The following is a 24,219-nucleotide window of genomic DNA, read 5'->3' as shown; positions in this document are numbered from 1 at the left end:
GTATCAGGTGCATGGCTACTTCAGGACTTCCCTCTGGATCCTGTCCACAAGGGAGAGATGCTCCTTCTCCGGGTACTCGATTCCGGCACGCTCGAATCTGGGGCCGGCAAGTCGAACGGCTTCTCGTATCGCGTCCAGTAGCCAATGCACATCAGGTGAATGGACTTGTTCTTCCGGAACGGCGATCTGAAGCATGAGCTTTCGCTCTTTGCGGGAGAACTTCGCCGTGCGGACTCCTGTGAACTCCGGCTTGAGAAGAGAGCCTGGCACATGGAAGACAATATCCAATGCGCCGGATTCACCCTTTTGCACCGGGCCTCGTGCCTTGCCGAACATGCGGATGGCCTTGTCAATGGGAGCGCCGGCAAGCTCAGGGCCGCCATAGACGGCGCCAATGCCCATCACGGTATTCCCTTTCCTGCCCAGGGCTCATGGTTGAGAGGTCCAGGATCGAGTTCCACCATGTCACGTTCGATGTCGAGCATCAGCCGGCGCGGTCCCTGGTCTTCAATTAAGAGAATTTTGTCGTCCATGAACTTTGATGGATAGCGCCCTCCAGGATTCTGGCTGACGCCCCACTTCAAGTGTTCTCCCGTGTCTCTATCCTCAAGTCGATAGAGAAACGTCGTGCGCGGGCTGCTGGCAGAGTTGCCATGTGGCTTGATTGCTACATGGCACATGCCTCCATCCAGCCCTCCGTCCCCGAAATGCTTCCAGAGGAACGCCTGGATGGGAGCCTCCAGGAAGTTCTCATTGAGCCAGGTGCCAGCGAGCCATCCGCCTGAAAAGGCCAGTCCCGCTCCCGTGACCCAGTTGAGGGAGGCCCCCGCCGCGACCGTCACGACGGGCGTGGGACCCGCGAAACGACCGCTCGGGTCGATCAGGTTGACCGGGTCATTGCCCACGTAGGCATAGAGGTTCGAGTCTCCGCCCGCGAATCGGATGGGGTCCTTGGCCGTCCACCGCCCCGTTTCGGCGTCGTAGTCCCGCGCCCCGAAGCGGGTCAGCTTCGTGTCCCGGTCATAGAGGCCTCCCGCGAAGCCGAAGGGCTGGAAGCCCGGGTTCGAGTCCGCGACGACGTTGCCCCAGACGTCGTACTCCATGCGCTGCGCCACCGTCCCGTTCCGGGTGTCGACGACGAGACGCGGGCTGCCCAGCGGATCCGTGAGGATGCGGTAGGTGATGCCTCCCTTGACCATGAAGTCGGGCGCATGCCCCCGCGTGGCATGGACGAAGCGGCTGACGATGCTCCCCGCGCCATCGAGCTCCGCGATGACCCGCCGTCCCTCGTAGAGAAAGCCCTGGAGGAGCGTGCCATCCACCTTCTTGCCGACGCGCCTCGACGCCGCGTCGAGCACGTATTCGAGTTGCCGGCCATCGGGGAGTGCGACGTGCACCAGGGCGCCAAGCGCGTCATACGCATACTGCGTGGTGCGAACTCCCTCCGTGCGCGTCTGGAGGTCCCCGCCAGGGCCGTAGCCATAGGTCTTGTTCCCGAAGGACAGGAGCCGGTCCTGGGCGTCATGGGTGGCCGTGCGCAGCTCGCCCCGGAGGACGGAGGTGCGGTTGCCATTGGCGTCGTAGGTGTTCTCCTCCAGCAGGACTCCGTCGCGGACGACGGACGCCAGCCGCCCGGCCTCGTCATGGGTGAAGACGTCCGTATGGACGGTGGTCCCCTCTGCTTCGGTCCGCCGCACGATGCGGCCCAGCACGTCGCGCTCCAGTTCGTAGGACAGCAGCGGGACGCTGCCGGCCATGGCGGACCAGGTCTTCAGCTCGCCGTAGGCGTTGGGCGTTTCGACGGTGGAGACCGAGCCGAGCCGTGTCCCCGCCAGCAGGCCGTTGTCCGCGCGCCGGGACAGCGTCAGCGCCCCCGCCGAGACGAGCAATCCATCCGGGTCGTAGGCATACGCCACGGGCAGCTCACCATTGACGGCGGACGTCGCGACCCGGAAGTCCGCGTCGTGGCTGTATTGGATTGAACCCTGCACGGCTCCCGTCCAGGAGACGCCGGTCACCAACGGGCCGTCGTGGCGGAACTCGAGCCCCACCCCGGAGGTGCTCGCGAGCGAGTCCAGACGTCCCGCTCCGTCATAGCCAGCCGTCACCCGCGTGCCAGGAATGTCGAGGGTGGAGAGCCTCCCCGCGGCGTCGTAGGCGAAGGACACGGTGCTGACCGGCTGCCGGAACTCGATGAGGGCGTCGTCCAGGTCGTAGGTGTAGCCCGACGCGAAGGCGCTCCCTCCTGGAGGCGCATAGGACGACAGTGCCTTCGTGGCCGTGTACTGGAGTTGGTGTGTGGGCCGCCCTGGGGGCGTCAGCGAGGAGGGTAGCCCCCCGGCTTCGTAGGTGAAGCCCGTGACGCGGTTGCCCGGGAGCGTGGTGGAGGTGATGTGGCCTGCTTCATCCCGCGCGAGGGTGGTGACGCGGTCCATGGCATCCGTCACCGTGCGCAGGGCGCCATCCGCTCCGTACGCGAAGGTCCTGCGCCGGCTCCCCTGGATGACCGAACCCGGGCGGCCTTCCGCGTCGTAGGAGAACTCCACCGGAAGCAGGCCCGGCGCTTCGGCCTTGTGGATGCGGCCCTGTCCGTCCAGCGTGAGGACCGACACCCTGCCCGTGGGGCTGGTGGAGAGGAGCCGCCGGCCGGAGGCTTCATAGCGGAGGGTGGTGGCCCGGCCATTCACCGTCACCGTGTCCGTCTGCGTCCCCACGTCCAGCAGCGTGCCCTGGGGCAGGAGGGTCACCTCCCGCTGGTGGGTGGACGAGGAGGTCAACCCGCTCGGCAACTTCACGGTGCGAGACGCCACGAGCGGCGACTGCATGCCCAGGCGAGGCTCCGGCACCTCCACCACCGTGGTCACCGTGCCATCCGGCGCGGTGTGGACCGTGGTGCCATTGGGCGAGCGCAAGGTCGTCCAGGCCGTCCCATCCGTCGCGGTGGTGACGCGCCGCTGGACGCCTGACTCCAGGTCCTCCACCTGGTACTTCCGGGTGCGCCCCAACGCGGTGGTGAGCACCACGGAGTAGCCCGTGTCCGCCCGAGCCCGCTCGAGTGCCTTGAATCCTCCCGCGGGGTTGGAGTCCTTCGTCAGCCAGCCCTCCGGGCTGTATTCGAACCCATGCATCCCGCCGCGTTCGTCCCGCAGGGATGAGAGCAGTCCGCCTTCCTGGTACGTGAAGGCGACGCTCTCCCCGCCAGGTTCGATGAGGGAGGCGAGCCATCCGTCCGCGCCTGTCTTCAAGCCGGTGCGCTGGCCGTGGGGCGCGAGGATGGCGGTGGGGGCCCCTGTCGCGTCCCGTTCAATCCGGGTGATGAGGCCGGACCCATCCGTGATGGACACCAGCCGTGCGGACTCGTCGTAGGAGAAGCGATGGCGGACCGCGAGCGTCCAGGCCTCCAGGGTGCAGAGATGACGCCCCTGCCAGCCAAAGCCATACAGCTCACTGCCGTCGGGAGAGGGCACGAGGTCATCGACCCGGCCACACGGAGTCTCCAGCGTGCCAACCGGGTACTGGGGCGGCGCCGGAGCGGTGACCGCCGGTGCTTTCGGTCCCCCTCCGGCGAAGACAAAGAGACTTCCGTCCATCGCGACCCGGCGGACGACGGACTGGGACGCGTCCGCCACGAGGAGGCTGCCATCGGATGCCACGGCGAGCCCCCGGGGCGCGGTGAAGCTCGCGGAGGGGCCTTCTTCCGAAGAATCGCCTCCGCATCCGCCCAGGTTGATGGCCCCCTGGCTTCCGTCCGGGAAGAGGCGGTGGAGGAGGCACCGGTGCCAGGATGACGTGTAGAGGCTCCCGTCAGGACCGAGGGCAAGCCCCCAGAGCGCTCCTCGCGGAGCCTCCTCGTACAGCTTCTGCCCATGAATCCTGCTGCCGACGCGCAGCTCCTCCTCGTCGGGTGAGGAGAGCAGCGTGAAGAGTCTGCCCTCCGTGTCCACCCGCCTCAGACGGCGGTTGCCTGAGTCCACGAAGGAGAGGGAGCCTTCGGGCCCCACGACCAGTGCACGAGGCCTGTCCAGGCTCGCCGCGACCGCGAGCCCGCCCTCTCCCGCATCGCCACGGACACCCGTGCCCGCCACCGTGGAGATGAGTCCGTCCGGCGTGACGCGGCGGATGCGGTGGTTGTCCGTGTCCGCGAGGTAGACGCTGCCGTCCGGCCCCACCGCGACGCCCGCGGGAGCATTCAGGTTCGCGAGGGTCGCGGGCCCCCCGTCTCCGCCGTCCGCGGCGAGCCCCGTGCCCGCCACCGTGGAGATGAGCCCATCCGGCGTGACGCGGCGGACGCGGTGGCTGCCCGTGTCGGCGATGTACAGGGTTCCCTCCGGGCCCACGGCCACCGCCTCGGGAGAGTCCAGGCTGGCGACGAGCGCCCTGCCGCCATCTCCCGCCGCGCCCTTCACTCCGTTGCCCGCCACTGTGGAGATGACGCCGTTGGGCTTCACCTGCCGGATGCGATGGTTGCCCGTGTCCGCGATGTAGACCGTTCCGTCCGCCGCCACGGCGACGCCTCGGGGCGCGGCGAGACGCGCCTGCTTCGCCGGACCGTGGTCTCCGCTGAAGGTCGGCGTCGCGGTGGTCAGCACCCTGGGCGTCCGGCCCAGGGACTCCCGCCCGGGAAGGGTTCCTCCGTGGCCCAGGTAGAGGGTGCTCCGCCACGGGTCGTAGGCATGATGCGCGTCCAGGCTCCAGCCTCCCAGTTGGCTGAAGTCCGGCAGGGACACCACGGTGGCGGTGTGGAGCTGCCACAGCGTCAGGTCCCGGCCGTCAGGGCCCTCGAACCGCGTGCTTCGGTCGCCGTACCGGGCCCAGGCCTGGGATTGATCATCCGGGCTCGCGTAGTAGCTCAAGCCGTAGACGTAGCCGATGCGGATGCGGGCAGTCTGTTCCCCCCACACCTGCCGGCCAAAAGCATCCAGGCCATCCCATACGAAGCGGTGGCTCTGATTCGGGCGTGCAGGGAAGGTCCGCGCGAAGGTCTGTCCCGCGACGTTCACGATGAGGACGATGTTCTTCAAGCTCGCGGGGACGTGGCTTCCGCTCAGCGGAATGCGGAGGGCCCGGTTGGCGGTGCGTGCGGCGGCCCGGTCGCTGCGGTAGTTCAGGTGGAAGGGCGTCCCGACGAGGGGCAGGACCTCTCCCAGCGTCTGGTTCTGGCACTCGATGATGCTTCCGCTTTCGCACTCGGGCCGTGCCTCGGGTGTTTCAGCCCGTGGCTCGGGTTGCTCGGGCTCTTTCGCATCCGGTGGAGGCCCGAAGGGCCAGTTGTAGTCATACGGCGTGAAGTGCGTGATGGGCACCCGCCACAGGCTCTTGCCCACGGCATACAAGGCGGCCAGGTGCGCGCGCTCTGCATCGGTGAAGCCCAGCGCGGTCAGTTGCGCGCGGTCGTCCGGCGCTCCGTCTCCGTCCGCATCCACCTCTGCGAATCCCTCGCGTGCGCCCACGAGCGTGATGACCCGCCCGTTGTCCGAGGCGCGCCAGATGCCCCGTTGCCGGTCGTAGTAGCCAGACGGCACGACGAGCCCCGCGGGAAGGGCCAGGAAGTTGTCCACGTAGCCATGGACAGGCGGGCTGAAGCGCACCTCGGTGGCACCTGCTTGCAGGGCCTCGTCCACACTCAGCTCCACCGCGTAGGTGTAGCCGCTGGTGGACGGCAGCGTGCCCGGCATGGCCGCGGGGCCCTCGGTGCCCACGGTGTACTCGGTCGCGCGCACATGGAGCGGGCCCGTCAGCGGCACACGGGTGCCGTCGCGCAGGAACATCTCCGCCTGGGTTCCAGGTGCGAACAGCAGGGTGGCCTGGCGGCTGCCGGCGCTGTCCTCCACGACGCTGCCGCGAGCGACCTGAACCTCCGCTGCGCCCGGCGTGATGGCCGTGACGTTGGAATCCAAGGCGGTCAACACCACATCCGGAAGCGGGACGAATTCGCGCCAGGGGACATGCACCTGGCGCTGTACGGGCAGGAACCCTGGCTTCTCCACTTCGAGCGTGAGTACCCCACCGCCATTCACGGCGAGCGCGTACTCACCTTGAGCATTGGTGAGCGTGTGGCCCTGTTCGGAGTGACCCAGAACACCGATGCGGGCCTCCGCGATGGGCTGTCCATTCCTTCCCAATACCTTGCCGCGAACGACGGAGACCCGGCGTGCGTCCAGGGCACCCTCCGCCACGCCGATCTGCGATGGGTTCGGGCCCTTGTAGAGAAACTCGATGGAGGCTCCGAAATCCGTTGGGACGGTGGGATCGACGGCCGAGGAGGTCTGTTCCCTGCCTCCGTCCGTGCCGGCATCCCATGGCTGCCCGCCATCCGCTCCGCTGCATGGGGTGGGAAGGCAGACATCGTCAGGGTGAGAGGGGTTGTCCTGGCTGGGGCAGCCCCAGAGCAGTCCTCCCAGCAGCAGCAGGAGGCAATGCCACGCCAATAGGCCTTGCCTGGATTGAGTCTGCTTCTGCATTCATCCCCCCGGAAAGACAAAGTCGGTCCACAGCCTGTCGGGCGTCAGGCTGGCGGGTCAACGGGGAGGGACGAACAGGCTGTTGTCTGTATTGAGCTGATCGAACAGCTTGCTCTCAAGCCGCACCAGACGCTGGGGCTCGCCGCGATGCGGCGGGAAGAAGGGGTTCGCGAGCGGCTCTGAAGTCGCTTCTGTTACCTGTTTGAATGGCGTACCCGCGAGTTGTGCGAGCTTCGCGGTGGACCAGAATGGGGAACTGGTCATTCATATCGTGAGGAATTGGAACGCGTGGGTGGATTCCGAGAATCCTTCCCGAGCGCTGTCTGTCCAACCGCGTGCTGAGGCTGACGCCGGACGGCATCCACAAGTACGGCGGCGGCTACACGGAGTACGTCGCGCGCACGGGCCACGGCCCCTCAGAAGTCGCGCGGGTCACTCCACTCGAAGTCGTCCGGGGTCAGGCGCTCAGCAGTGCCCAGGGCCTCACCCATGCGCCCGATGGCGTCCTCGAGCGCCTCCAGCTCTGTTCGCCCGAGCCCCGCGGTCCAGTCCGGTTCCCCGGTCCGCGTCTTCACGCACAGGTTCGGCACCGCGAGAAAGTCGCCGATGTCCCGCTCCAGGACCTTGATCTTGTACCGGGTGCTTGGGACGCGGCGGTCCTGCACTTCGTAGATGTTGGCGACCCTTGAGATTCTTGCGGCACCGCGCAGGTTGATGGCGCTCCAGCTCATGTTCGAGGCGGCTACTCGAACAACTTGCTCGCGAGCCACGCCAGGAATCCGGCCACGCGCTCAGCAACCTGGAGTGTGCGCTCCTGGCGGTTGGCACTCGGTATCTCGCTCACTTGGATGTACCGGGCTCGTGCGCACGCGCAGGCGTGATGTAGCGCATCCGCTCCTTGAGGCTGAGCGCGAGCAACACGCGCTCCCGGGGCGTCATCGCGGCCAATCGCTCGAACTGGAGTCTCCGCGCCGCATCCGCGCTCTTGCTAGGGCGCTGCCCATAGAGGCCACGGGGCGGCGGTGCGTTGTCGGAGTTCATCGTGCCTCCCAGCCTACTCGAACAGCTTGCTCGCGAGCCGCGCCAGGCGCTGGGCCTTGCCCCGGTAGGGCGGGAAGAAGAGGTTCGTGAAGGCCGTGCGGCCCTGCCTCACCACCGCGCGCTCGTGGCTGAAGGCCTTGAAGCCCGCCTCGCCGTGATACGCGCCCAGGCCGCTCTGGCCCACGCCTCCGAACGGCAGGTGCGGGTTCACGTTGTGCAACACCACGTTGTTCACCACCGTCCCGCCCGCGCTCGTCTGCTTCAGCAGGCGCTCCACCGTGGCCTCTTCGTGGCTGAAGACATACATGGCCAGCGGCTTGCCGCCCGCGCGCACGTGCGTCACCACTTCATCCAGTGACTCGAAGCGCAGCACCGGCAACAGTGGCCCGAAGATCTCCTCGTCCATCACCGCCGACTCCGGCGTCACGTCCGCCAGCACCGTGGGCGCGATGTAGCGCGTTTCCGCGTGCACGCCGCCTCCCGCCACCACTCGCGCGCCCTGGGCCACGGACTCGTCCAGCAGACCGCATACGCGCTTGAACGCGCCGTCATCCACCATCCGGCAGAAGTCCAGCGACGCCCGCCGCGCCTCCTCCGTCTTTCCGTAGAAGCGCTCCAGCGCGGCCTTCATCCCCGCAAGCAGCGCCTCCTCCTTCGACGCGTGCACCCAGACGTGGTCCGGCGCGATGCACGTCTGCCCTGCGTTGAGGAACTTCCCCCAGACGATCCGCTCCGCCGCCGCGTCCACGTCCGCGGACGCATCCACGATGACCGGCGACTTCCCACCCAGCTCCAGCGTCACCCCCGCCAGGTGCCGCGCCGCCGCCTCCATCACTCGCCGACCCACGCGCGGTCCGCCCGTGAAGAAGAAGTGGTCGAAAGGCAGCCGCAACAGCGCCTCGCCCACCTCCGGCCCGCCCTCCACCAGCGCCACCTCGTCCTGCGGAAACACATCCCGCAGCAGCTGCGCCAGGAAGCGCGCCGTGCCCGGCGTCTTCTCACTCGGCTTGCACAGGACCGCGTTGCCCGCCGCCACCGCCGCCACCAGCGGCGACACCAGCAGGTGGAACGGGTAGTTCCATGGGGCCAGGATGAGCACCACGCCCCGGGGCTCCGGGTGCACCTCGCTCTTCGTGCCCGCGAGCAGCAGCGGCGCCCCCACCTTGCGCGGCTTCATCCACGCCTTCAGGTGCTTCTGCACGTGCGCCAATTCCAGCAGCACGGGGAGGATCTCCGTCGCCTCCACCTCCGCCGCCGGCTTGTGGAAGTCCTCGTGCAGGGCGTCCGCCAGCTCCTCGCGCCGCTCCAAGAGCAGCGACTTGAGCTTCTCCAGCCGCGCGAGGCGCTCCTTCGGCCCCGTCTTCGCCAGCTCCCAGCGGCGCGCCTGGAGGCGGTCGAACACCGCCTGCAGGTCTCCGGGGACCAGGGCCTCCTCCACTGACACCACGCGCATGCCGGCTCCTCTTTCCCTCGCCCGTGCCTACTCCAGCATCCGGGTCGCGCGGGAGGCCCATTCCTGGGCCTTTCCCCGATACGGCGGGAAGAACACGGCAGCCAGCGACTTCATCCACTGGACCATCACCGCCCGCTCGTGGCTGAACGTCTTGAAGCCGTAGTGCCCGTGGTAGTTCCCCAACCCGCTCATCCCCACCCCGCCGAACGGCAGGTTCGGGTTCGCCACGTGGATGAGCACGTTGTTCACCACCACCCCGCCCGACGTCGTGTGCTGGAGCACCTCCTCCACCACCTTCGAGTCCTGGGAGAACACGTACAGCGCCAGCGGCTTCCCGCCTTCGTTGATGTGCGCGTACACCTCCTCGAGCCGCTCGTACGTCAGCACCGGCAACACCGGCCCGAAGATTTCACCCTCCATGATGGGCATCTTCGTCGTCACTCCGGACAACACCGTGGGCGACACGTATCGCGACGGCCCGTCCGCCGTGCCCCCCGCCTCCACCTTCGCCCCCGCGGCGACCGTGCGGTCGAGCACCTCCTTGAGCCGCCTCCACGCCGCCGGGTCCACCACGCGCGCGAAGTCCGGGCTCGCCTGACGCTCGGCCTCCGTCTCACCGTAGAAGCGCGTCAGCACCGCCTTGAAGGCCTCCAGGAAGGCCTGCTGCTTCGACGCGGGCACGTAGATGTAGTCCGGCGCCACGCACGTCTGGCCCGCGTTGACGAACTTGCCCCACGCCAGCGCCTCCGCCGCCGCCTTCAGGTTCGCGGACGCGTCGATGATGACCGGCGACTTGCCGCCCAATTCCAGCGTCACGCTGGAGAGGAACTTCGTCGCCGCCGCCATCACCTTGCGGCCGATGTTCGGGTTGCCCGTGAAGAAGAAGTGGTCGAACGGGTGCTGGAGCAGCGCCTCCGCCACCTCCGCGCCGCCCTCGAACACCGCCACCTCGTTCTCCGGGAACACGTCCCGCACCAGCTTCGCCAGGAAGCGCGACGTGTGCGGCGTCTTCTCACTGGGCTTGAGCATCACCGCGTTGCCCGCGGCGATGGCCGCGATGAGCGGCGCCACCAGCAGCTGGAACGGGTAGTTCCACGGCGACAGGATGAGCACCACCCCCTTCGCCTCGTAGCGCACGTGGCTGGACGCGCCCTTGAGCGTCAGCGGCGTCGCCACCCGCTTGGGCTTCATCCACGACTTCAGGTGCTTCACCGTGTGGTTCAGCTCCTCCAGCGTGGGGTGCACCTCCGTCAGCTCCACCTCCACCGCCGGCTTGCGGAAGTCCTGGTGGATGGCCTCCGCCAGCGCTTCGCGCCGCGCGATGATGGCCTCGCGCAGCTTGCGCAGCCGCGCGATGCGCTCCGCGGGAGTGCTGCGAGACAGGTTCCAGCGGTTCGCGCGCTGCGCTTCGAACACCGCGCGGATGCGGTCCACTTCGGCCGAGGCCTGGGGGAGGAGGGACGCGACGGCTTCCAGCATGACAAAGCTCCGTTTCTAGAAACTGTGAAAGGTGTTTCAGCGGGCCTCGAGCCCGCGAAGAAGGGTGGTGATGGCCGCCGTCAGCTCGGCGGTGAAGTCCACGCGCAGGGGCGCCATGTGCGGCAGCGTCAGCACCTCGCGCGCCACGGGCGCGATGTCCGCCATCTGCCGCAGGCCCGTCATCAGCGCGTGCACGTGGCGGATGACCTGGCCCGCTGTCTCCGGCGTGAGGAAGGGCAGCCGCTCCTGGAGCAGCGCCGCCGTCGTCCCCATGGCCCCGAGCACCCGCTCCTTGAACGCCTGCGTCTGCGCCACGGTCACGTTCTGCTCCAGCACCGTCTGCATCAGCGCCAGGAGCCGCGTGAAGGTCTCCTCGCCCTCCAGCGACACGGCCACCGCGCGCGCCAGCTGGTGGCCCGTCCACGTGCCGCCCTGGGCCAGGCGCTCGTTCAGCTTCGCGAACCACGCGGTGAGCAGGTCGTCCAGGAGCGCCAGGAACAGCGCCTCCTTCGTCGGGAAGTAGAGGAACACCGTCCCCTTCGCCAGGCCCGTGCGCGCCGCGACGTCCGCCATCTTCACCTGGGCGAACGACGTGGCCTCGAACAGCGCGCGCGCCGCGTCCAGCAGCTCCCGCCGCCGCGCTTCCTTGTCCTCGTCCCGCCGCGCCCGGAGCGGGACGACCCGCTTCGCGGCCAGTGCTCCCGCCATGACTCGCAGTTAAATGACCCCGGGTCATTGGTCAAGCCGCGCGCCGGCCTCCTTCCACCGGCGGACAGCCAGGAGGGGAGGGGATGGCGCCGTGTAATCCCATGTGCGACGCTGGGTCACATGATGAGGCCCATCGACGCGGAGCTGCTGTCGGGGAGCGCGCTGTACCGGGAGGTCGTGCTGCGCAAGCTGGCCCACGCGCGCGAGTCGGTGTGGATGGCCACGGCCAACGTGAAGGCCATGTACGTGGAGCGCTCGAAGGGGGCGTTCGTGCCGCTCCTGGAGGTGCTGGACGGGCTGGCCGCCCGGGGCGTGGCGCTGCGGCTGTTGCACGCGGAACTGCCCAGCCGGCCGTTCCGGGCCGCGTTCGACGCCCGCTCCCGGCTGGTGAAGGGCGGGCTGGAACTGAAGGTGTGCCCGCGCGTGCACTTCAAGGCGGTGGTGGTGGATGGCGCCTGGGTCTACCTGGGAAGCGCCAACCTCACCGGCGCGGGACTGGGCGCCAAGGGCGATGACGTCCGCAACTTCGAGATGGGTTTCGTGACCGAGGACTTCGACACCATCGACCGGACGACCGCCCTCTTTGACGCGGTGTGGAGCGGCGCCGAGTGCCGCGGATGTCGGCTCCGCGCGGTGTGTCCGGACCCCATCTTGCCCTCCGGCGTCGGACAGGCGAAGAAACGGGGACGGGACGCGGTGCGGTTGGGGAAGTCCCGGCGATTGAGCCGTCCACGGGAGGAGTCGCCATGAAGCTGTACTTCGCGCCTCGCACGCGTTCCACGCGTCCGCGCTGGCTGCTGGAGGAGCTGGGGGTGCCGTACGAGCTGGTCCGCGTGGACCTGGCGAATGGCGCTCACAAGCACCCGGACTACCTCCAGCACGTCCACCCGCTCGGCGTCGTGCCCGCGCTGGAGGACGGCGGACAGCCCGTCATGGAGTCCACCGCGCACCTGCTTCACCTGGCGGACCGCTTCCCGGAGAAGGGGTTGGCCCCGGCGCCCGGCTCGCCCGAGCGCGCCGAGTACTACCAGTGGATCTCCTTCGCCGTCACGACGCTGGAGCCGCGGGTGGAGGCCTACTTCGAGCACACCCAGGGCCTGCCGGAAGGCCAGCGCGTCCCCGCCCTGGCGGACCGCGCGGTGCAGCGCTTCACGGACGCCGCGCGCGTGCTGGAAGCGCGGCTGGGAGGGCGTGAGTTCCTGGTGGGCTCGCGCTTCAGCGCCGCGGACGTGCTCATGGCGTCGCTGCTGGCGTGGGCCGGCATGCTGGGCCTGACGAAGGACTTCGCCGGACTCCAGGCGTACACGAAGCACCACCTCGCCCGTCCCGCCGCGAAGCGCGCGCGGGCGGACTCGCCGGAGTGACGCTCCCGGCCGCCAGAGCGTGGGACTCCGCGGACGCGGATGTCCGGGCCCGTCAGCGGGTCCGGCGGCGCACGTATTGGCTGTGCGCGCTGCTCATCACGCTGGGCTCGCTGGCGCACCCGCTGATGCTGGGCGGCTTCCGCGCCGACTTCCTGGCGGTGCACCTGGTGTGGGCCGGGACGTTCTTCGTGCTGGGCGCGGTCGTGGGCGCCGGGTGGCTGCGCCCGCCCTTCAGCGGCATCGCGTCCGGCATCGTCAGCCTGACCGCGCTCACCGTGTGCATCCTGCTCACCGGTGGCCTGGCGAGCCCGCTGTTCCCCGCCTTCTACACGGTGCCCCTCTTCGTCACCGTCTTCGTCCCGGGCCAGCGGCTGCCGGTGTGGACCGCCATCGGCGGCACGCTGGTGGCGGTGGTGCTGATGACGTGGCTGTCGCACGTGCCCTGGACGGTGTTCGGCAGCCAGTGCATCAGCCTCGTCTTCGTGTTCGCGGTGTCCGCGCACGGCGCGGAGACCTTCCGCAAGCTGCGCACCGCGGAGCGCACCGCGCACCTGGAGCGCGTGGAGGCCCTGCGGCGGCTGGCGGAGAGCGAGTCGCGCCGCGCGCGCGTGGAGCGCCAGCGCGCGGAGGTGGAGCGGCTGGTGGTGGTGGGGCAATTGGCCGCGGGCGTGGCTCACGAGGTGAACAACCCGCTGGCGTACGTGAAGTCGAACCTGCACTACCTCCAGGAGGAATGGGCGCACGGCGTGCCCGAGGACCTGGAGGACGTGCGGCGCGTGCTGGATGAAACGCAGCAGGGCGTGATGCGCATCCAGCAGATTGTCACCGACCTGCGCCTGTTCTCCCGCGAGGCCCCCGACGGCGCGGAGTCCTGCGACGTCGCGGAGACGCTGGCCGAGGCGCAGCGGCTGGCCTCGGTGCGGCTGCGAAGCCTGGGCGTGGTGGAGCGCGACGTGGCGCCGGGGCTGGCCCCCGCGCGCGTCACGGCCCGCCACCTGGTGCAGGTGCTGGTGAACCTGCTGCTCAACGCCGCGGACGCGCTGGAGGCCGCCCGCTCCAGCAAGCCCGCGCACGTGATGCTGCGCGCGCGCATGGACGACGGCCGCGTGCGGGTGGAGGTGGAGGACAACGGGCCGGGCATCCCGGAGGCCGCGCTGCCGCGCCTCTTCGAGCCCTTCTTCACCACCAAGCCGCCCGGCAAGGGCACCGGCCTGGGCCTGGCGCTCTGCCGCGACTACGTGGCGCGCGCGGGCGGCACCCTGGAGGCGGAGAACCGCGCGGAAGGCGGTGCGCGCTTCATCCTCCGGCTGCCCGTCGCCGGGACTTCATCCCCCCCTGTCCACCGCGAAACCTCCGCTCCCGTGGATGCGAACGCGGAGCCCGCGGCGGAGTAGCGCTCCAGCGCTCCCCCTGTCGCGAGCGCGGCCCCCTGCTGCTCTCAGCGCCTTCCGCGCTTCATCGCTCCAGTGCGTGCGCGACCTGTCCCAGGAGGCGCAGGCGCGGGGAGTCCAGCTTGCGCACGGTGCGCATGAGGCGGCGCACCTCGGGACGCTCGCGGTACTCCGGCGGGTCTTCCGCCAGCTGCGGCGCGCCGTCCTCCGTCACCGCCGCCGTCGCGCTCAGCCCGAGCAGCACATCCGACGAGCAGCTGAGCACCAGGCACAGCTTCCGCAACGTCCGCACGCTGGGCAGCATGTGCCCGCGCTCCAGCCGCCCGTACACCTCGGTGGCGATGCCAACGCGCTCGGCGACATCGGCCTGCGTCAGCTCCAGCCGCTGCCGGGCCACTCGCACCGCGTTTCCAATGAGGGTTGCCAGTCGTTGTTCCATGGCGTGGAAAACCTGTCGAAAGAGGAGCTTCTCCCCCCGCTTTTCAGACGGAGAGGTACCGGGGAGAAGTCGCTGCTGTGCGTGACCTCGTGAGACACAGATTACGAGTGGGGTCTGACATCTCCGGGCGTTCGGACAGGGCCCGCAAACCCGCGACAATCCGCCGTTTCCGCCGTTCTCGCGCACGCGTTTCGCAAGGCTTCCCGGGTGATTTTTTCGCGGGTGCCGCGCGCGTCGAACCGGGGTGGTAGGCGGGCGCGCCTCCGCCCCTCCCATGACGTCACGGGAAGGCCGTGCGAGGTCGCCCGACGTGCCAGGTTGCTTCGTGGGCTGGGAGACGATTTCGAGGGTCCGGGGAGACCACTCGCTTCCGGCGGGACGCGGCCGGAAGCGGGGCCTTCAAACCCGGAGCCGCTTCAGCGCTGCTTCAGGATTCGGACGGCAGCGCGGCGCGCGCTTCGGAGTACTCGCGCACCATGCGCTCGACGACGGTAGCGGCGGGCAGCACGTCCTTCACGAAGGCCACGCCCTGGCCCGCGCTCCAGGTGTCCTTCCACGCCTTGCCCTGGCCCGCGCGGAAGCGCTCCAGCGCGCTCTTGATGAAGTTGCCGTGCACGCCCGTCACTTCCTTCGTGTACTCGAGGTCCTCCGGGTTCGAGTCCACCAGCGCCTGCTTGTAGTCGGGCGCGGCGCCGGCTTCTTCCGTGGCGAGGAAGCGCGTGCCCACGTACGCGCCATCCATTCCCAGCGCGAGCGTCGCGGCCAGGTGGCGCCCGGTGGACAGCGCGCCCGCGAGCACCACCGGCACGCCCAGCTCCGCCTTGAGCCACGGGCCCAGCACCATGGGGCTCAGGTTGCCCGCGTGGCCGCCCGCGCCGCTGCCCACCGCGACCAACGCGTCCACGCCCGCCTTCGCGGCCTTCTCCGCGTGGCGCAGCGAAATCACGTCGCTCCACACCTTGCCGCCGTACGCGTGCACGCGCTCCACGATGGGCGTGGGGTCGCCCAGGCTGGTGATGACCAGCGGCACCTTGCGCTCCACCGTCGCGGCCACGTCCTCCTCCAGGCGCTCGGCCCACTTGAGGATGAGGTTCACGCCGAAGGGCACGTCCTTCGGGAACGTGGCGAGGAAGTCCCGGTACGCCTGCGCGGTGCGGTAGTTGAGCGACGGCACCGCGCCGATGGCGCCCGCGCGTCCGGCGGCCTCCAGCAGCGCGGCGTTGGACACCAGGAACATGGGCGCGGCGATGATGGGATAGCGGATGCCCAACATCCGGGTGACGGCGGTGTCGATGCGCGAAGGGGCCATGACGCGCATTGGACCATGCGTGCACGCGGGCGCGAGGCCGAAAAATCGGCCTGGGCGGCGTTGTCAATCATGGCGTGTCCCGGCGGGGGAAAACCCCTGGTGTTTCCGTGGTTTACGTAGCACGTAGGGCTGACATAAGGTGCCCGCCCCGGCGATGAGCCGGGAAGCCGGGGAGTCCCTTCGGTGTCGCGAACCGGGGAGCGCCGCCGAGCGCCTTCGCGGGGAGGCCAGAGCCAGTCGTGAGTGACGAGCGTCCGGACGCGCTGCTCAAGAGCGCACTCGAAAAGATCGTCTACTTCGAGGCCCGTGCGCAGCAGTTGCATGGCGAGCTGGCGTCCGCGCGCGACGAGCTTTCGCACCTCAAGGAAGACCTGGCGCAGGCGCACCAGCGCGAGCTGGACCTGCGCCGCGAGCTGGCCGAGCTGGAGGTCAAGAGCGGCCGTGCGCAGGCGGAGCGCGAGGAGCTGAACCGGGTCAACCACGCGCTGCGGCTGGAGCGCGACCAGCTGATGGCGAAGCTGCTGGACGCGAGCCGGATCCACTCCTCGGGGCAGGCGCGCGCGGTGGCGGACGACGATGCCGACGAGCTGGGGTTCGACCTGGCGTCGTTCATCTCGCAGCTGCGCAGCGAGGTGATCCTCCGCGGGGACGTGCCCGCGGTGCGCACGCCGTACAGCGGGCCCGCGGTGCCGCTGAAGTCCCCGGAGCCGATCGTCCCGTGGACGGAGCGTCCCGCGCAGCCCATCCCGCCCCGGGCGCCGTCGGCTTCGTCGAGCGCGGCGGACTCGGGGCTGTCGCCGGTGGCGCGCGAGGCGCAGCGGCTGCAGAGCGAGGGCCGCCTGCGGGTGAGCCCGGAGCAGATGGCGGAGCTGTCGGGGCACACGGGCAGCACCACGGACGAGACGCTGTTCGGGTTCTCCGTGCGGGAGCTGTCGGCGGCGGACGCGGCGGCGCGGGTGCGGGCGGCGGAGCGGCTGAAGGCGCTGGCGCATCCGGCGGCGGCGCCCGCGCTGGCGGCGGCGCTGCACGCGGAGACGGACGCGACGGCGCAGGTGGCGCTGGTGCAGGCGTTCGCGGGGCTGTGCCGGGAGGAGGGCGCGTCGGTGGTGTCGCCGCTCCTGTCTTCGCCGGTGCCGGAGGTGCGCATCGCGGCGTTGAAGGCGCTGCTGGTGCTGGCGCCGAAGGACGCGGCGCCGCACCTGGCGCAGGCGATGAAGGACTCGGACCGGTCGGTGCGCCGGCGCGCGTCGCTGCTGGCCCTGGGGTTGGAGGGGGAGACGGCGCGGCGGCTGGGCGAGGACGCGATCCACGACACGGATCCGGAGGTCCGCGCGCTGGCGGCGTTGGCGCTGGGCGCGGGCCGGGGTGAGAACGCAAGGACGCTGCTCTTGAGCGCGCTGGATGACGGCGAGGCGCGCGTACGCAAGGCGGCGGCGCAGAGCCTGTCGCGCATCCTGGGGCACGACGTGTCCGCGGTGGTCGCGCTGGATGATGCGCATCGGCGCCGGGAGATCCGCCGGCTGGCGACGCTGCCCGTGAAGCCCGTGCGCGCGACGCTGGATGTGAAGCCCGTGGAGCCCGTGCGCGCGGCGCTCGTGGATGTGGCGCAGGCGGTGGGGCAGGGCGCGCAACCCGTGGCGGTGAATGCCGTGCAGCCGATGGCTCAGGCTGCCCAGCCCGTGGCGGTGCAGAGCGCTCCGCAGGTCGTGCAGCAGGCGGCGGCGGTGAATGGCGCGCAGCCGGTGTTCGCGCAGGCGCCGCAGGTGGCCGCGCATGAGGTTCAGCCGCAGCAGGTGAGCGCTCCGGTCACGGCGCAGCAGCAGCCCATCCCCTCGATTCCCGCGCACGCCGTGCCGATGTCGCTCGCGGACGAGGCCGCGAACACCTCTCAGTGGACCGCCGCCCCCGCGCTCGCGGTCGCCACCGTGGGCGTGGCGCGCTCCGCGCCGGCCATGATGCACGGTGCGGCTCCCGCTCCCGCCCGGGTCGCGAACGGTGGGCCCGTGTCGTTCGCATCCGGCCCTTCCGCGCCTCCGCCGTCGCGTCCGGTGGCCTCCGTTCCTCCCGTGCCCGCGGCGCCGTCGTCGCGCCCGATGGCCTCCGTTCCTCCCTCCGCGCCCGCGCAGCCCGCCGCGCGGCGGACGCCCGTGCAGGCCGCGCTGGTCGCCATGGGCGCGCCTCCTCCGGCCCGGGCTCCCGCGCCTTCCGCCACGCCGCCGGTTCCTCCCAAGCGCGGCCCCTCTCCCGTGGAAGCGCTGTGTGGGGCGATGTTGCAGGAGGTGCGGGTCGCCGTCCGGGGACGCTCGCTCGCCGAGCTGACGTCCGGGCTGTCCGCTCCGGCGGAGCTGGCCCAGGAGGCTGTTGCCCTGCTGGTGGCCCGAGGGGCCATCGTGCGAAGGGGGCACAAATACTTCGCCGCTTGAGGCAAGGTGCAGCGAGCCGGGCCTCACACGTCATCCGAAGGGTCGTTCATGGAAGCGCCGACGTACAGCTCGAAGCAGGTGGCCGAGATGCTCGGCGTGACTCCGAAGTCCATTCCCTCGGAGCTGCGCAAGGACGCCTACGGCCCGGAAGACGTGTGGGAGCTGCGCACGACGCTCAACCGCTTCCCGCCCACCGCGGGCCTCCGCCGCCAGCTCTTCCTCAACTTCAAGGGCGGCACCGGCAAGACGTCCCTGTCCACGTCCTACGCGTGGCGCCTGGCGGAGCTGGGCTACGCGGTGCTCCTCATCGACCTGGACAGCCAGGGCCACGCCACCAAGTGCCTGGGCTACGAGGGCGAGGACTTCGAGAAGACGCTGCTGGACGTGCTGGTGCGCAAGACGCCGCTCGCGCAGGTGGTGCAGAAGTCCACGCTGCCCAACCTGGACTTCATCCCGTCCAACCTGAGCATGTCCACGGTGGACCTGGCGCTGATGCCCATGGCGGGCCGTGAGTTCAAGCTGCGCAACGCGCTCAAGGACGTGGAGGCGCAGTACGACTTCATCGTCTTCGACGCGCCCCCGTCCTTCGGCCTGCTCAACCTGAACGCGCTGATGGCCGCGAACGACCTGTTCGTGCCGGTGCTCGCGGACTTCCTGTCCTTCCACGGCCTCAAGCTGCTGTTCGAAACGGTGCAGAGCCTGGAGGAGGACCTGAACCACGTGCTGGACCACGTGTTCATCGTGGTGAACTCCTTCAACGCCACCTTCAAGCTGGCGAAGGAGGCGCTGGAGGCGCTCCAGACGCACTACCCCGAGTACCTGCTGCCCACCATCATCCGGCAGTGCACCAAGTTCGCGCAGGCCTCCAGCGAGGGCCGCCCGGTGTTCGTGGCGGACCCCACGTCCAAGGGGGCCAGCGACATCCAGGCCATGCTGGACAACGTGCTGCCGCGCCTGGTGGCCGCGCACGCCGCGGCGGTGAAGGCCGGCACCGCGACGAAAGCCGGCTGAGATTTCCCCATGAAGAAAGCCTTCGAACAGAACGTGTCTCGCGCGAAGCCGCGCCTCCGTCTGGGGGCGCTGACGGGGGCCCTCGACCCGTCCGACCCCACGGGGACCGCCGCCGCCCACCCGGAGCCCGCCGCGCCGGAAGCGCCGCCGCCCGTCGCGGAGTCGCCGGACCTGTCCTCCGAGGTGCGCGCTCGCATCGAGCGCCGCGCCGGCCCGCGTCCCACCGCCGCCGAGGCGATGGAGGCCGCGCTGAACGCACCGCCTGCCCGCACCGCGCCGCCGCCCCCGGCCGCGCAGAACCTGCCCGCGGTGACGGCGCCGTCGTTCTCTCCCGTGTCCCACGCGCTGTCCGCGCTGGTGTCCCCGGAGGCTCGGCGCGAGGAAGAGGCCGCGCCGCCCTCGCCGTGGATGGAGGCGGACTCGCAGGAGACCGCGCCGGGCTGGAACGTGGCGCAGGAGACCGCGCCCGAGGAGTCCGTCTGGGACGCGGACGCCGTGCCGCCCGTTTCGCACCGTGAGGTGGCGGAGGCGGTGGCCGCGTCCGCGTGGAGCCTGTCCGCCGCGCACGTCGCGCAGCAGCGGGAGGCCGCGGTCGAGGCCTTCGGCCAGGAGCCCCAGGGCGCCGAGCCGACGCCCACGCACGTGGAGCCGCCCGCGCCGGTCGCCGCGCGCTGGGATGCGCTGACGGCACGCCCGGAGGCCGCCACGCACGTGGATCCGACGCGCGTGGCGCCCCTGGCCCACTCCGTGACGCACACCGAAGCGCTGCGCGCCGAAGTGGCTCGCATGGACAGCCCGGCTCCGGCCGCGCCGCGTGCGGAAGCCGCCGCGCCGGTGGAACCCCCCCGGGCCGCGCCGGTCACGTTCGCCTCGCCTCCTCCGGCGATGGCCCAGGCTGAGGCGCCCCGTGCGGCCCCGGCCACCTTCGCGGGCCCTCCGCCCGGAGTACAGTTCGATGGACGGATGGGCGTTCAGGCCCTCCGCATGCCTTCCGAGGCCGAGCCCATGACGACGTACGCTGCCGTCCAGGCCTCCACCGTCACCACCACCGAGACGGTGGCCCGACAGGAAGCCGCGCCCGCCCCCGTCGAGGTGCAGACGCCCGCGCCTCCCCGCGAGGAGCTGGACTCCGAATCCCGCCGCGAGCGCCTCAAGGCCCGCCTCAAGGCCGTGCGCGAGAACCCGCGCCCGGAGCCGCTGCCCGCCACCGTCGCCGAGGCCGGCCAGCGCGCCGTGGAGCGCATCACCCACCTCCAGGCGGAGCTCACCAAGGTCAAGGCGCTCAACCTCACGCTCACCCAGGACCTCGAGGTCGCCCGCCGTCAGGCGGAGAAGGCCACCGAGGAGGCCCGCCTGCGCATGGACGAGGCCCGCCGCCTCTCCGCGGAGATGGAGGGCCGCGTGAAGCTGCTCGCCGACCTGGAGCGGGAACTGGCCGCCCTGGAAGGCGAACGCGACGAAGCGCTCCTGTCCCTCCAGGAGTCCCGCCAGGCCCTCCAGGCCGCCGCCAAGGAGCACGACGCGCTGGAGCAGGTCGTGACCAAGGGCAAGCTGGCCCTGGCCGACAGCCTCGCGGAGGAGGAGCGCCTCGCCGTGGAGCTGGAAGGCGCCAAGGACGAGTCCGCCTCCCTGCGCCGCGCCGTGGAGACGCTCCAGGGCGAACGCGACGTGCTGGCCCAGCAGGTCGCGTCCCTCACCGCCGAGCGCGCCGAGCTGCTGGAGGCGCGCAAGGCCCTGGAGTCCGTGCACCGCGCCCTGAGCCAGGCCACGGTGCGCTGAGGTCCCGCCTACTTCGCGTCCTTCGCCACGCCCGTGGACTTCTTCCCGGGCCCCACGATGGCGAAGGCCGCGGGCAGGGCAGGGCGCTGGAGCGACGCCACGTCCACCCGCGCGAGCGGATCCGTCGCCTCCCGCCGCTCCTGGACGAGCCTGTCGATTTGAGCCTGGCGGTCCTTCTTGCTGGGGTGGTTCGCCCAGAGCCCGCCGTCCCCCGTCGTCTTGCCAAGCAACAGCGAGTACGCCCCCGGGTCGTAGCCCGCGGACAGCAGCAGCTCCACCGCGAGCGCGTCCGCCGCCAGCTCCTCGTCCCTGCGGTTGCCCTTGCCGAAGGCCTCCACGGTGCCTTCCACCATCTCCCCCATCAGCCCCGTGTTCGCGTCCAGGTCCAGCCGGCCGTCCAGCTGGCTCGCGTCCAGCAGCATCGAGGCGCCAATCGACGCGATGGCGGTCGCCCCCGTGGCGAGCTTGCACTTGCTCACCTTCACGGAGACGTACTGGTTCAGCGCGTGCTTGAGCACGACGTGGGCAATCTCATGCGCCAGCACGCCCGCGAGCTGCGCCTCGTTGTCCACGCCCTGCAGCAGCCCGCGCGTGACGAACACGTAGCCGGCGGGCGCGGACAGGGCGTTGAAGTGCTCCGCGTCCTTGAGCACGCCGAACGTCCAGCGCAGCTCCGGCCGGGGGGACTGCATTGCCAGGTTGCGGCCCACCGTGTTGACGTAGGTGTTCAGCCCCTGCTCCGCGGGGCCCGCCAGCATCAGCCCGCCGCCGCGTTGCGCCCAGTGGATGGCCAGCGCGCTGCCCAGCGCGTACTCCTCCTGGATGGCCGGCTCCACCTTCAGCTTGTCGCAGGACTGCACCTTCTCCGTCGCAGCCACCACCTTGTCCACGTCACTGCCCAGGTTCGCGGCCTTCAGGGTCTTCGTCACCTGGGCGCAGGACGTGAGGCACAGCCCCAGGCCCGCCGCCACCAGCACTCCCATGCGCGAGCGCATCACTTGCCCCCCTTCGCCTGGGTACCCAGCTTCGTGTTGGGCGCCACCACGGGGAACAGCCCGGCCTGCTTCACGTGCTTGTCGATCTCCACGGGCGTGACCTTGAGGGCCAGGCCCTCCAGCGTCTTGATTTGAGCCACCGCGACCTTGTAGTCGCCGCCCTTCTCGTTGCCGTACTTCTCCGCGCCCGGGCTCAGCGCCTTCACCGCCGCGCCGCTGGACACGAAGGCCGCCGGGTCGATGGCGCGCGTCTTGCCGTCCTTGGCCACCAGCTCCATGTTGGGCGGCTTCGTGGACAGGTTCGTCTGGAACACGTAGCCGGGCTTGCCGCCGGGCTCCGTCACCTGGTGCCACTGGGCGTTCTTCGGATCCGCGCCCTTCCACGTCACCTGCTGCCCGGGCTGGAGCACCGCCACCACGTCCGCCGTGGGCACCGCGCTCTTGAGCACGCGCGTGTTGCGCGCCTTCACGTAGAGCTTCTCGTCCTTCTTCACCGCCCACGCGGCCGTCACCGGCACGCCCAGCGCCAGCAGCAGGATGCCCCAGGTCCATCGTCTCATCGTCGTGCTCCCCACCCTGATACGCCGTCACTTCTCCAGATTCGCGACACCATCGAATTTCTCCGGAGGCGACTCCAGGTACTCGCGGCAGCGCTCCAGCAGCTTCCCCGTGGGCCCGTCCTCCGGCGACCGCGCGGCCTCCGCCTCCAGCACCGCCGCGGCCTCCGCGAAGCGCGCCTCGCGGTACAGCCCCAGGGCCTCGTGGTAGCGCGCCACCGTGTGCCGGGTGGACGCGTCCAGCTGCCCCTTGAGCGCCAGCAGCTCATACACCGTGACGGCCTCCGTCTTGCCCGCCACCCGCACCCGGTCCAGCTCGCGCACCTCGATGTGCTCGCGCGCCAGCTCATACGTGCGCGGGCCAATCATGATGACCGACCCGTAGGCCTTGTTCGCGCCCTCCAGGCGCGCGGCCAGGTTCATGCCGTCGCCAATGGCCGTGTAGCTGAAGAGCTGGTCGCTGCCGAAGTTGCCCACGAAGTTCACCGCGCTGTTCACGCCGATGCGCGTGTACACGTCCGGGAAGCCCTTCTCGCGGAAGTCCACGCGCAGCGCCTCCACCGCCGCCTTCGCCGCCAGCGCCCCCCGGCACGCGCGCACGGCGTGGTCCTCCTGGGCCATGGGCGCGCCGAAGAGGCACACCACCGCGTCGCCGATGTACTTGTCCAGGCACCCGCCCTCGCGCAGCAGCGCCCCGCTCACCGCCGTGAGGTACGTGTTGAGGATGCGCACCAGCTGGCGCGGGTCCTCCTTGAAGCGCTCGCTGAAGGTGGAGAAGCCGCGGATGTCGCTGAAGAACGCGGTGATCTCCTTGTTCTCCCCATCCAGGCGCGGCAGCTGCCGCGAGCGGATCATCTGCTCCACCAGCTTCGGCTCCATGAAGCGGTGGAACGCCTGCCGGATGAACTGCGTCTCGCGGTTGGCCACCAGGTGGTTGAACGCCAGCGCCGCGACGCTCGCGCCCACGCCCGCCAGCGCTGGCATCGCCACGGGCACGTGCGTGTGCGCCGTCTTCAGGAGCATGCCCGTGAGCACGAACAGCCCCGCCACCAGCGCCACCGGCCAGGCCACCTCCAGCGGCGTCCAGCGCGCCGTCATCAGCAGCACCGCGGACACCAGCGCCACCAGGAACGTCAGGCCCAGGTCCACGCCCGCCGGCGCGCGGGTGATGAACGCGCCCGACAGCAGCGTGTCCACCACCGTGGCCTGCTTCACCAGCCCGGGCTGCGTGGAGGAGAACGGCGTGGCCTTGATGTCGTTGACGCCCACCGCCGTGCCGCCGATGACGACGACCTTTCCCTTGAAGACGGCCTCGCCCAGGTCCACGGGCTTGCCGTGGCCGCGGAGGACCCAGTCGTTCAGCACCTGGTAGAGGGACACCATCGGGAAGCGCTCTTCCAGCGAACCGCCGTAGTCCAGCGCGGCCTTGCCGTCCGGGTTGACGTGCCACGTGCGCTCGCCGATGCGGAGCGTGCGGCCGGAGAACGAGACCTCCTTCGCGCCCAGCAGGTCCGCCATCATGCGCACCGGCAGCGTCACGTAGGTGTTGATGCCGTCCGTGTGCGCGAAGTGCGTGCCGCGCATGAAGCCGTCCTCGTCCGCCTCCGTGTCCACCAGCCCGAACCCGCTCACCGCCCCCACCAGCGCGGGCGTGGGCGGCACCGGGTAGTGCCTAGCCGCGAGCAGGGGCAGGGGGACTCCATCCGTCCGGCTCACGGGGAAGGCGAGCGCCCGCGCCAGGGCCTCGGGCGTCAGCACGGGCGTGGCCGGGGCCGGGGCGTCCTCGAACTCCTCGGGGAAGGTGTCGCC

The 24,219-nt window shown here is 70.4% G+C and carries 19 protein-coding genes; 6 read left to right on the top strand and 13 right to left on the bottom strand.

Annotation, left to right across the window (positions count from 1 at the left end; genetic code table 11):
- Positions 1–15: 15 nt before the first annotated feature.
- The 8 genes from D7W79_RS03045 to D7W79_RS03020 all read right to left on the bottom strand — a co-directional run bounded on the left by D7W79_RS03045 (position 16) and on the right by D7W79_RS03020 (position 11,142).
- A complete protein-coding gene (locus D7W79_RS03045; protein ID WP_120523816.1) occupies positions 16–405 on the bottom strand; it encodes a hypothetical protein in 390 nt (129 codons plus the stop codon).
- The gene (locus tag D7W79_RS03040; RefSeq protein ID WP_158616873.1) at positions 402–6,176 is read right to left on the bottom strand and encodes an NHL domain-containing protein; all 5,775 of its coding nucleotides are present in this window, start codon (positions 6,174–6,176) and stop codon (positions 402–404) included. The genes D7W79_RS03045 and D7W79_RS03040 overlap by 4 nt, the downstream gene beginning before the upstream one ends.
- Before the next feature lie 342 nt (positions 6,177–6,518).
- Positions 6,519–6,725 carry a hypothetical protein gene (locus D7W79_RS44450; RefSeq protein WP_208729623.1) on the bottom strand — a complete coding sequence of 69 codons (207 nt, stop codon included), beginning with the start codon at positions 6,723–6,725 and terminating at the stop codon, positions 6,519–6,521.
- 152 nt (positions 6,726–6,877) lie between these two features.
- On the bottom strand, positions 6,878–7,192 hold the full coding sequence (locus D7W79_RS43115; RefSeq protein ID WP_147441780.1) for a hypothetical protein: 315 nt from the start codon (positions 7,190–7,192) through the stop codon (positions 6,878–6,880).
- A 109-nt stretch (positions 7,193–7,301) separates the two neighbouring features.
- Complete coding sequence (locus D7W79_RS43110; RefSeq protein WP_147441779.1) at positions 7,302–7,502, bottom strand: hypothetical protein; 201 nt, start codon at positions 7,500–7,502, stop codon at positions 7,302–7,304.
- A 13-nt stretch (positions 7,503–7,515) separates the two neighbouring features.
- Positions 7,516–8,955: an aldehyde dehydrogenase family protein gene (locus tag D7W79_RS03030; protein ID WP_120523813.1), complete on the bottom strand. Its 1,440-nt coding sequence runs from the start codon at positions 8,953–8,955 to the stop codon at positions 7,516–7,518.
- Between the two features lie 27 nt (positions 8,956–8,982).
- Positions 8,983–10,434, bottom strand: a complete 1,452-nt coding sequence (locus D7W79_RS03025) for an aldehyde dehydrogenase family protein (protein ID WP_120523812.1) — start codon at positions 10,432–10,434, stop codon at positions 8,983–8,985.
- 36 nt (positions 10,435–10,470) lie between these two features.
- Entirely contained in the window at positions 10,471–11,142 is a 672-nt protein-coding gene (locus D7W79_RS03020; protein ID WP_120523811.1) for a TetR/AcrR family transcriptional regulator, read from the bottom strand.
- Positions 11,143–11,265: 123 nt separating this feature from the next.
- On the opposite strand from D7W79_RS03020, the gene D7W79_RS03015 reads away from it, so the two are divergent.
- From D7W79_RS03015 to D7W79_RS03005, 3 genes are read left to right on the top strand one after another with little or no spacing between them, the layout of a single operon-like run.
- Positions 11,266–11,892: a phospholipase D-like domain-containing protein gene (locus D7W79_RS03015; protein ID WP_120523838.1), complete on the top strand. Its 627-nt coding sequence runs from the start codon at positions 11,266–11,268 to the stop codon at positions 11,890–11,892.
- Entirely contained in the window at positions 11,889–12,506 is a 618-nt protein-coding gene (locus tag D7W79_RS03010; RefSeq protein ID WP_120523810.1) for a glutathione S-transferase family protein, read from the top strand. Before D7W79_RS03015 ends, D7W79_RS03010 begins: the two co-directional genes overlap by 4 nt.
- Positions 12,503–13,900, top strand: coding sequence for a sensor histidine kinase (locus D7W79_RS03005; RefSeq protein ID WP_244221562.1), 1,398 nt, complete (start codon positions 12,503–12,505; stop codon positions 13,898–13,900). The genes D7W79_RS03010 and D7W79_RS03005 overlap by 4 nt, the downstream gene beginning before the upstream one ends.
- A gap of 61 nt (positions 13,901–13,961) precedes the next feature.
- Here the strand turns inward: D7W79_RS03005 and D7W79_RS03000 are convergent, their stop codons facing one another.
- Together D7W79_RS03000 and D7W79_RS02995 are read right to left on the bottom strand one after the other, a co-directional pair.
- Entirely contained in the window at positions 13,962–14,336 is a 375-nt protein-coding gene (locus tag D7W79_RS03000) for a helix-turn-helix transcriptional regulator (protein ID WP_014393392.1), read from the bottom strand.
- A 427-nt stretch (positions 14,337–14,763) separates the two neighbouring features.
- Positions 14,764–15,645 carry an NAD(P)H-dependent flavin oxidoreductase gene (locus D7W79_RS02995; RefSeq protein WP_244221561.1) on the bottom strand — a complete coding sequence of 294 codons (882 nt, stop codon included), beginning with the start codon at positions 15,643–15,645 and terminating at the stop codon, positions 14,764–14,766.
- A gap of 239 nt (positions 15,646–15,884) precedes the next feature.
- Between D7W79_RS02995 and D7W79_RS02990 the strand changes: the two genes are divergently transcribed.
- From D7W79_RS02990 to D7W79_RS44740, 3 genes are read left to right on the top strand one after another with little or no spacing between them, the layout of a single operon-like run.
- Entirely contained in the window at positions 15,885–18,068 is a 2,184-nt protein-coding gene (locus D7W79_RS02990) for a HEAT repeat domain-containing protein (RefSeq protein ID WP_120523808.1), read from the top strand.
- 48 nt (positions 18,069–18,116) lie between these two features.
- Positions 18,117–19,079: an AAA family ATPase gene (locus tag D7W79_RS02985; RefSeq protein WP_120523807.1), complete on the top strand. Its 963-nt coding sequence runs from the start codon at positions 18,117–18,119 to the stop codon at positions 19,077–19,079.
- 9 nt (positions 19,080–19,088) lie between these two features.
- Positions 19,089–20,858: a hypothetical protein gene (locus tag D7W79_RS44740; protein ID WP_244221560.1), complete on the top strand. Its 1,770-nt coding sequence runs from the start codon at positions 19,089–19,091 to the stop codon at positions 20,856–20,858.
- A gap of 8 nt (positions 20,859–20,866) precedes the next feature.
- On the opposite strand, the gene D7W79_RS02975 is transcribed toward D7W79_RS44740, so the two are convergent.
- From D7W79_RS02975 to D7W79_RS02965, 3 genes are all read right to left on the bottom strand, one after another.
- Positions 20,867–21,853, bottom strand: coding sequence for a M48 family metalloprotease (locus D7W79_RS02975; RefSeq protein WP_244221559.1), 987 nt, complete (start codon positions 21,851–21,853; stop codon positions 20,867–20,869).
- The gene (locus tag D7W79_RS02970; RefSeq protein WP_120523806.1) at positions 21,853–22,413 is read right to left on the bottom strand and encodes an SH3 domain-containing protein; all 561 of its coding nucleotides are present in this window, start codon (positions 22,411–22,413) and stop codon (positions 21,853–21,855) included. The genes D7W79_RS02975 and D7W79_RS02970 overlap by 1 nt, the downstream gene beginning before the upstream one ends.
- A 27-nt stretch (positions 22,414–22,440) precedes the next feature.
- Positions 22,441–24,219 (bottom strand): adenylate/guanylate cyclase domain-containing protein (locus tag D7W79_RS02965; RefSeq protein ID WP_147441778.1); only part of this gene is annotated, 1,779 nt, incomplete at its 5' end.

Source organism: Corallococcus exercitus (assembly GCF_003611585.1).
Taxonomy (GTDB): domain Bacteria; phylum Myxococcota; class Myxococcia; order Myxococcales; family Myxococcaceae; genus Corallococcus; species Corallococcus exercitus.
This window is presented reverse-complemented; position numbering and strand designations above follow the sequence as displayed.

Excerpts from the sequence above, each read along its gene's own strand:
- D7W79_RS44450 (WP_208729623.1), bottom strand. The coding sequence starts at position 6,725 with ATGACCAGTTCCCCATTCTGGTCCACCGCGAAGCTCGCACAACTCGCG.
- D7W79_RS43115 (WP_147441780.1), bottom strand. The coding sequence starts at position 7,192 with ATGAGCTGGAGCGCCATCAACCTGCGCGGTGCCGCAAGAATCTCAAGG.
- D7W79_RS43110 (WP_147441779.1), bottom strand. The coding sequence starts at position 7,502 with ATGAACTCCGACAACGCACCGCCGCCCCGTGGCCTCTATGGGCAGCGC.
- D7W79_RS03030 (WP_120523813.1), bottom strand. The coding sequence starts at position 8,955 with ATGCGCGTGGTGTCAGTGGAGGAGGCCCTGGTCCCCGGAGACCTGCAG.
- D7W79_RS03025 (WP_120523812.1), bottom strand. The coding sequence starts at position 10,434 with ATGCTGGAAGCCGTCGCGTCCCTCCTCCCCCAGGCCTCGGCCGAAGTG.
- D7W79_RS03020 (WP_120523811.1), bottom strand. The coding sequence starts at position 11,142 with ATGGCGGGAGCACTGGCCGCGAAGCGGGTCGTCCCGCTCCGGGCGCGG.
- D7W79_RS03015 (WP_120523838.1), top strand. The coding sequence starts at position 11,266 with ATGAGGCCCATCGACGCGGAGCTGCTGTCGGGGAGCGCGCTGTACCGG.
- D7W79_RS03010 (WP_120523810.1), top strand. The coding sequence starts at position 11,889 with ATGAAGCTGTACTTCGCGCCTCGCACGCGTTCCACGCGTCCGCGCTGG.
- D7W79_RS03000 (WP_014393392.1), bottom strand. The coding sequence starts at position 14,336 with ATGGAACAACGACTGGCAACCCTCATTGGAAACGCGGTGCGAGTGGCC.
- D7W79_RS02995 (WP_244221561.1), bottom strand. The coding sequence starts at position 15,645 with ATGGCCCCTTCGCGCATCGACACCGCCGTCACCCGGATGTTGGGCATC.
- D7W79_RS02985 (WP_120523807.1), top strand. The coding sequence starts at position 18,117 with ATGGAAGCGCCGACGTACAGCTCGAAGCAGGTGGCCGAGATGCTCGGC.
- D7W79_RS44740 (WP_244221560.1), top strand. The coding sequence starts at position 19,089 with ATGAAGAAAGCCTTCGAACAGAACGTGTCTCGCGCGAAGCCGCGCCTC.
- D7W79_RS02975 (WP_244221559.1), bottom strand. The coding sequence starts at position 21,853 with ATGCGCTCGCGCATGGGAGTGCTGGTGGCGGCGGGCCTGGGGCTGTGC.
- D7W79_RS02970 (WP_120523806.1), bottom strand. The coding sequence starts at position 22,413 with ATGAGACGATGGACCTGGGGCATCCTGCTGCTGGCGCTGGGCGTGCCG.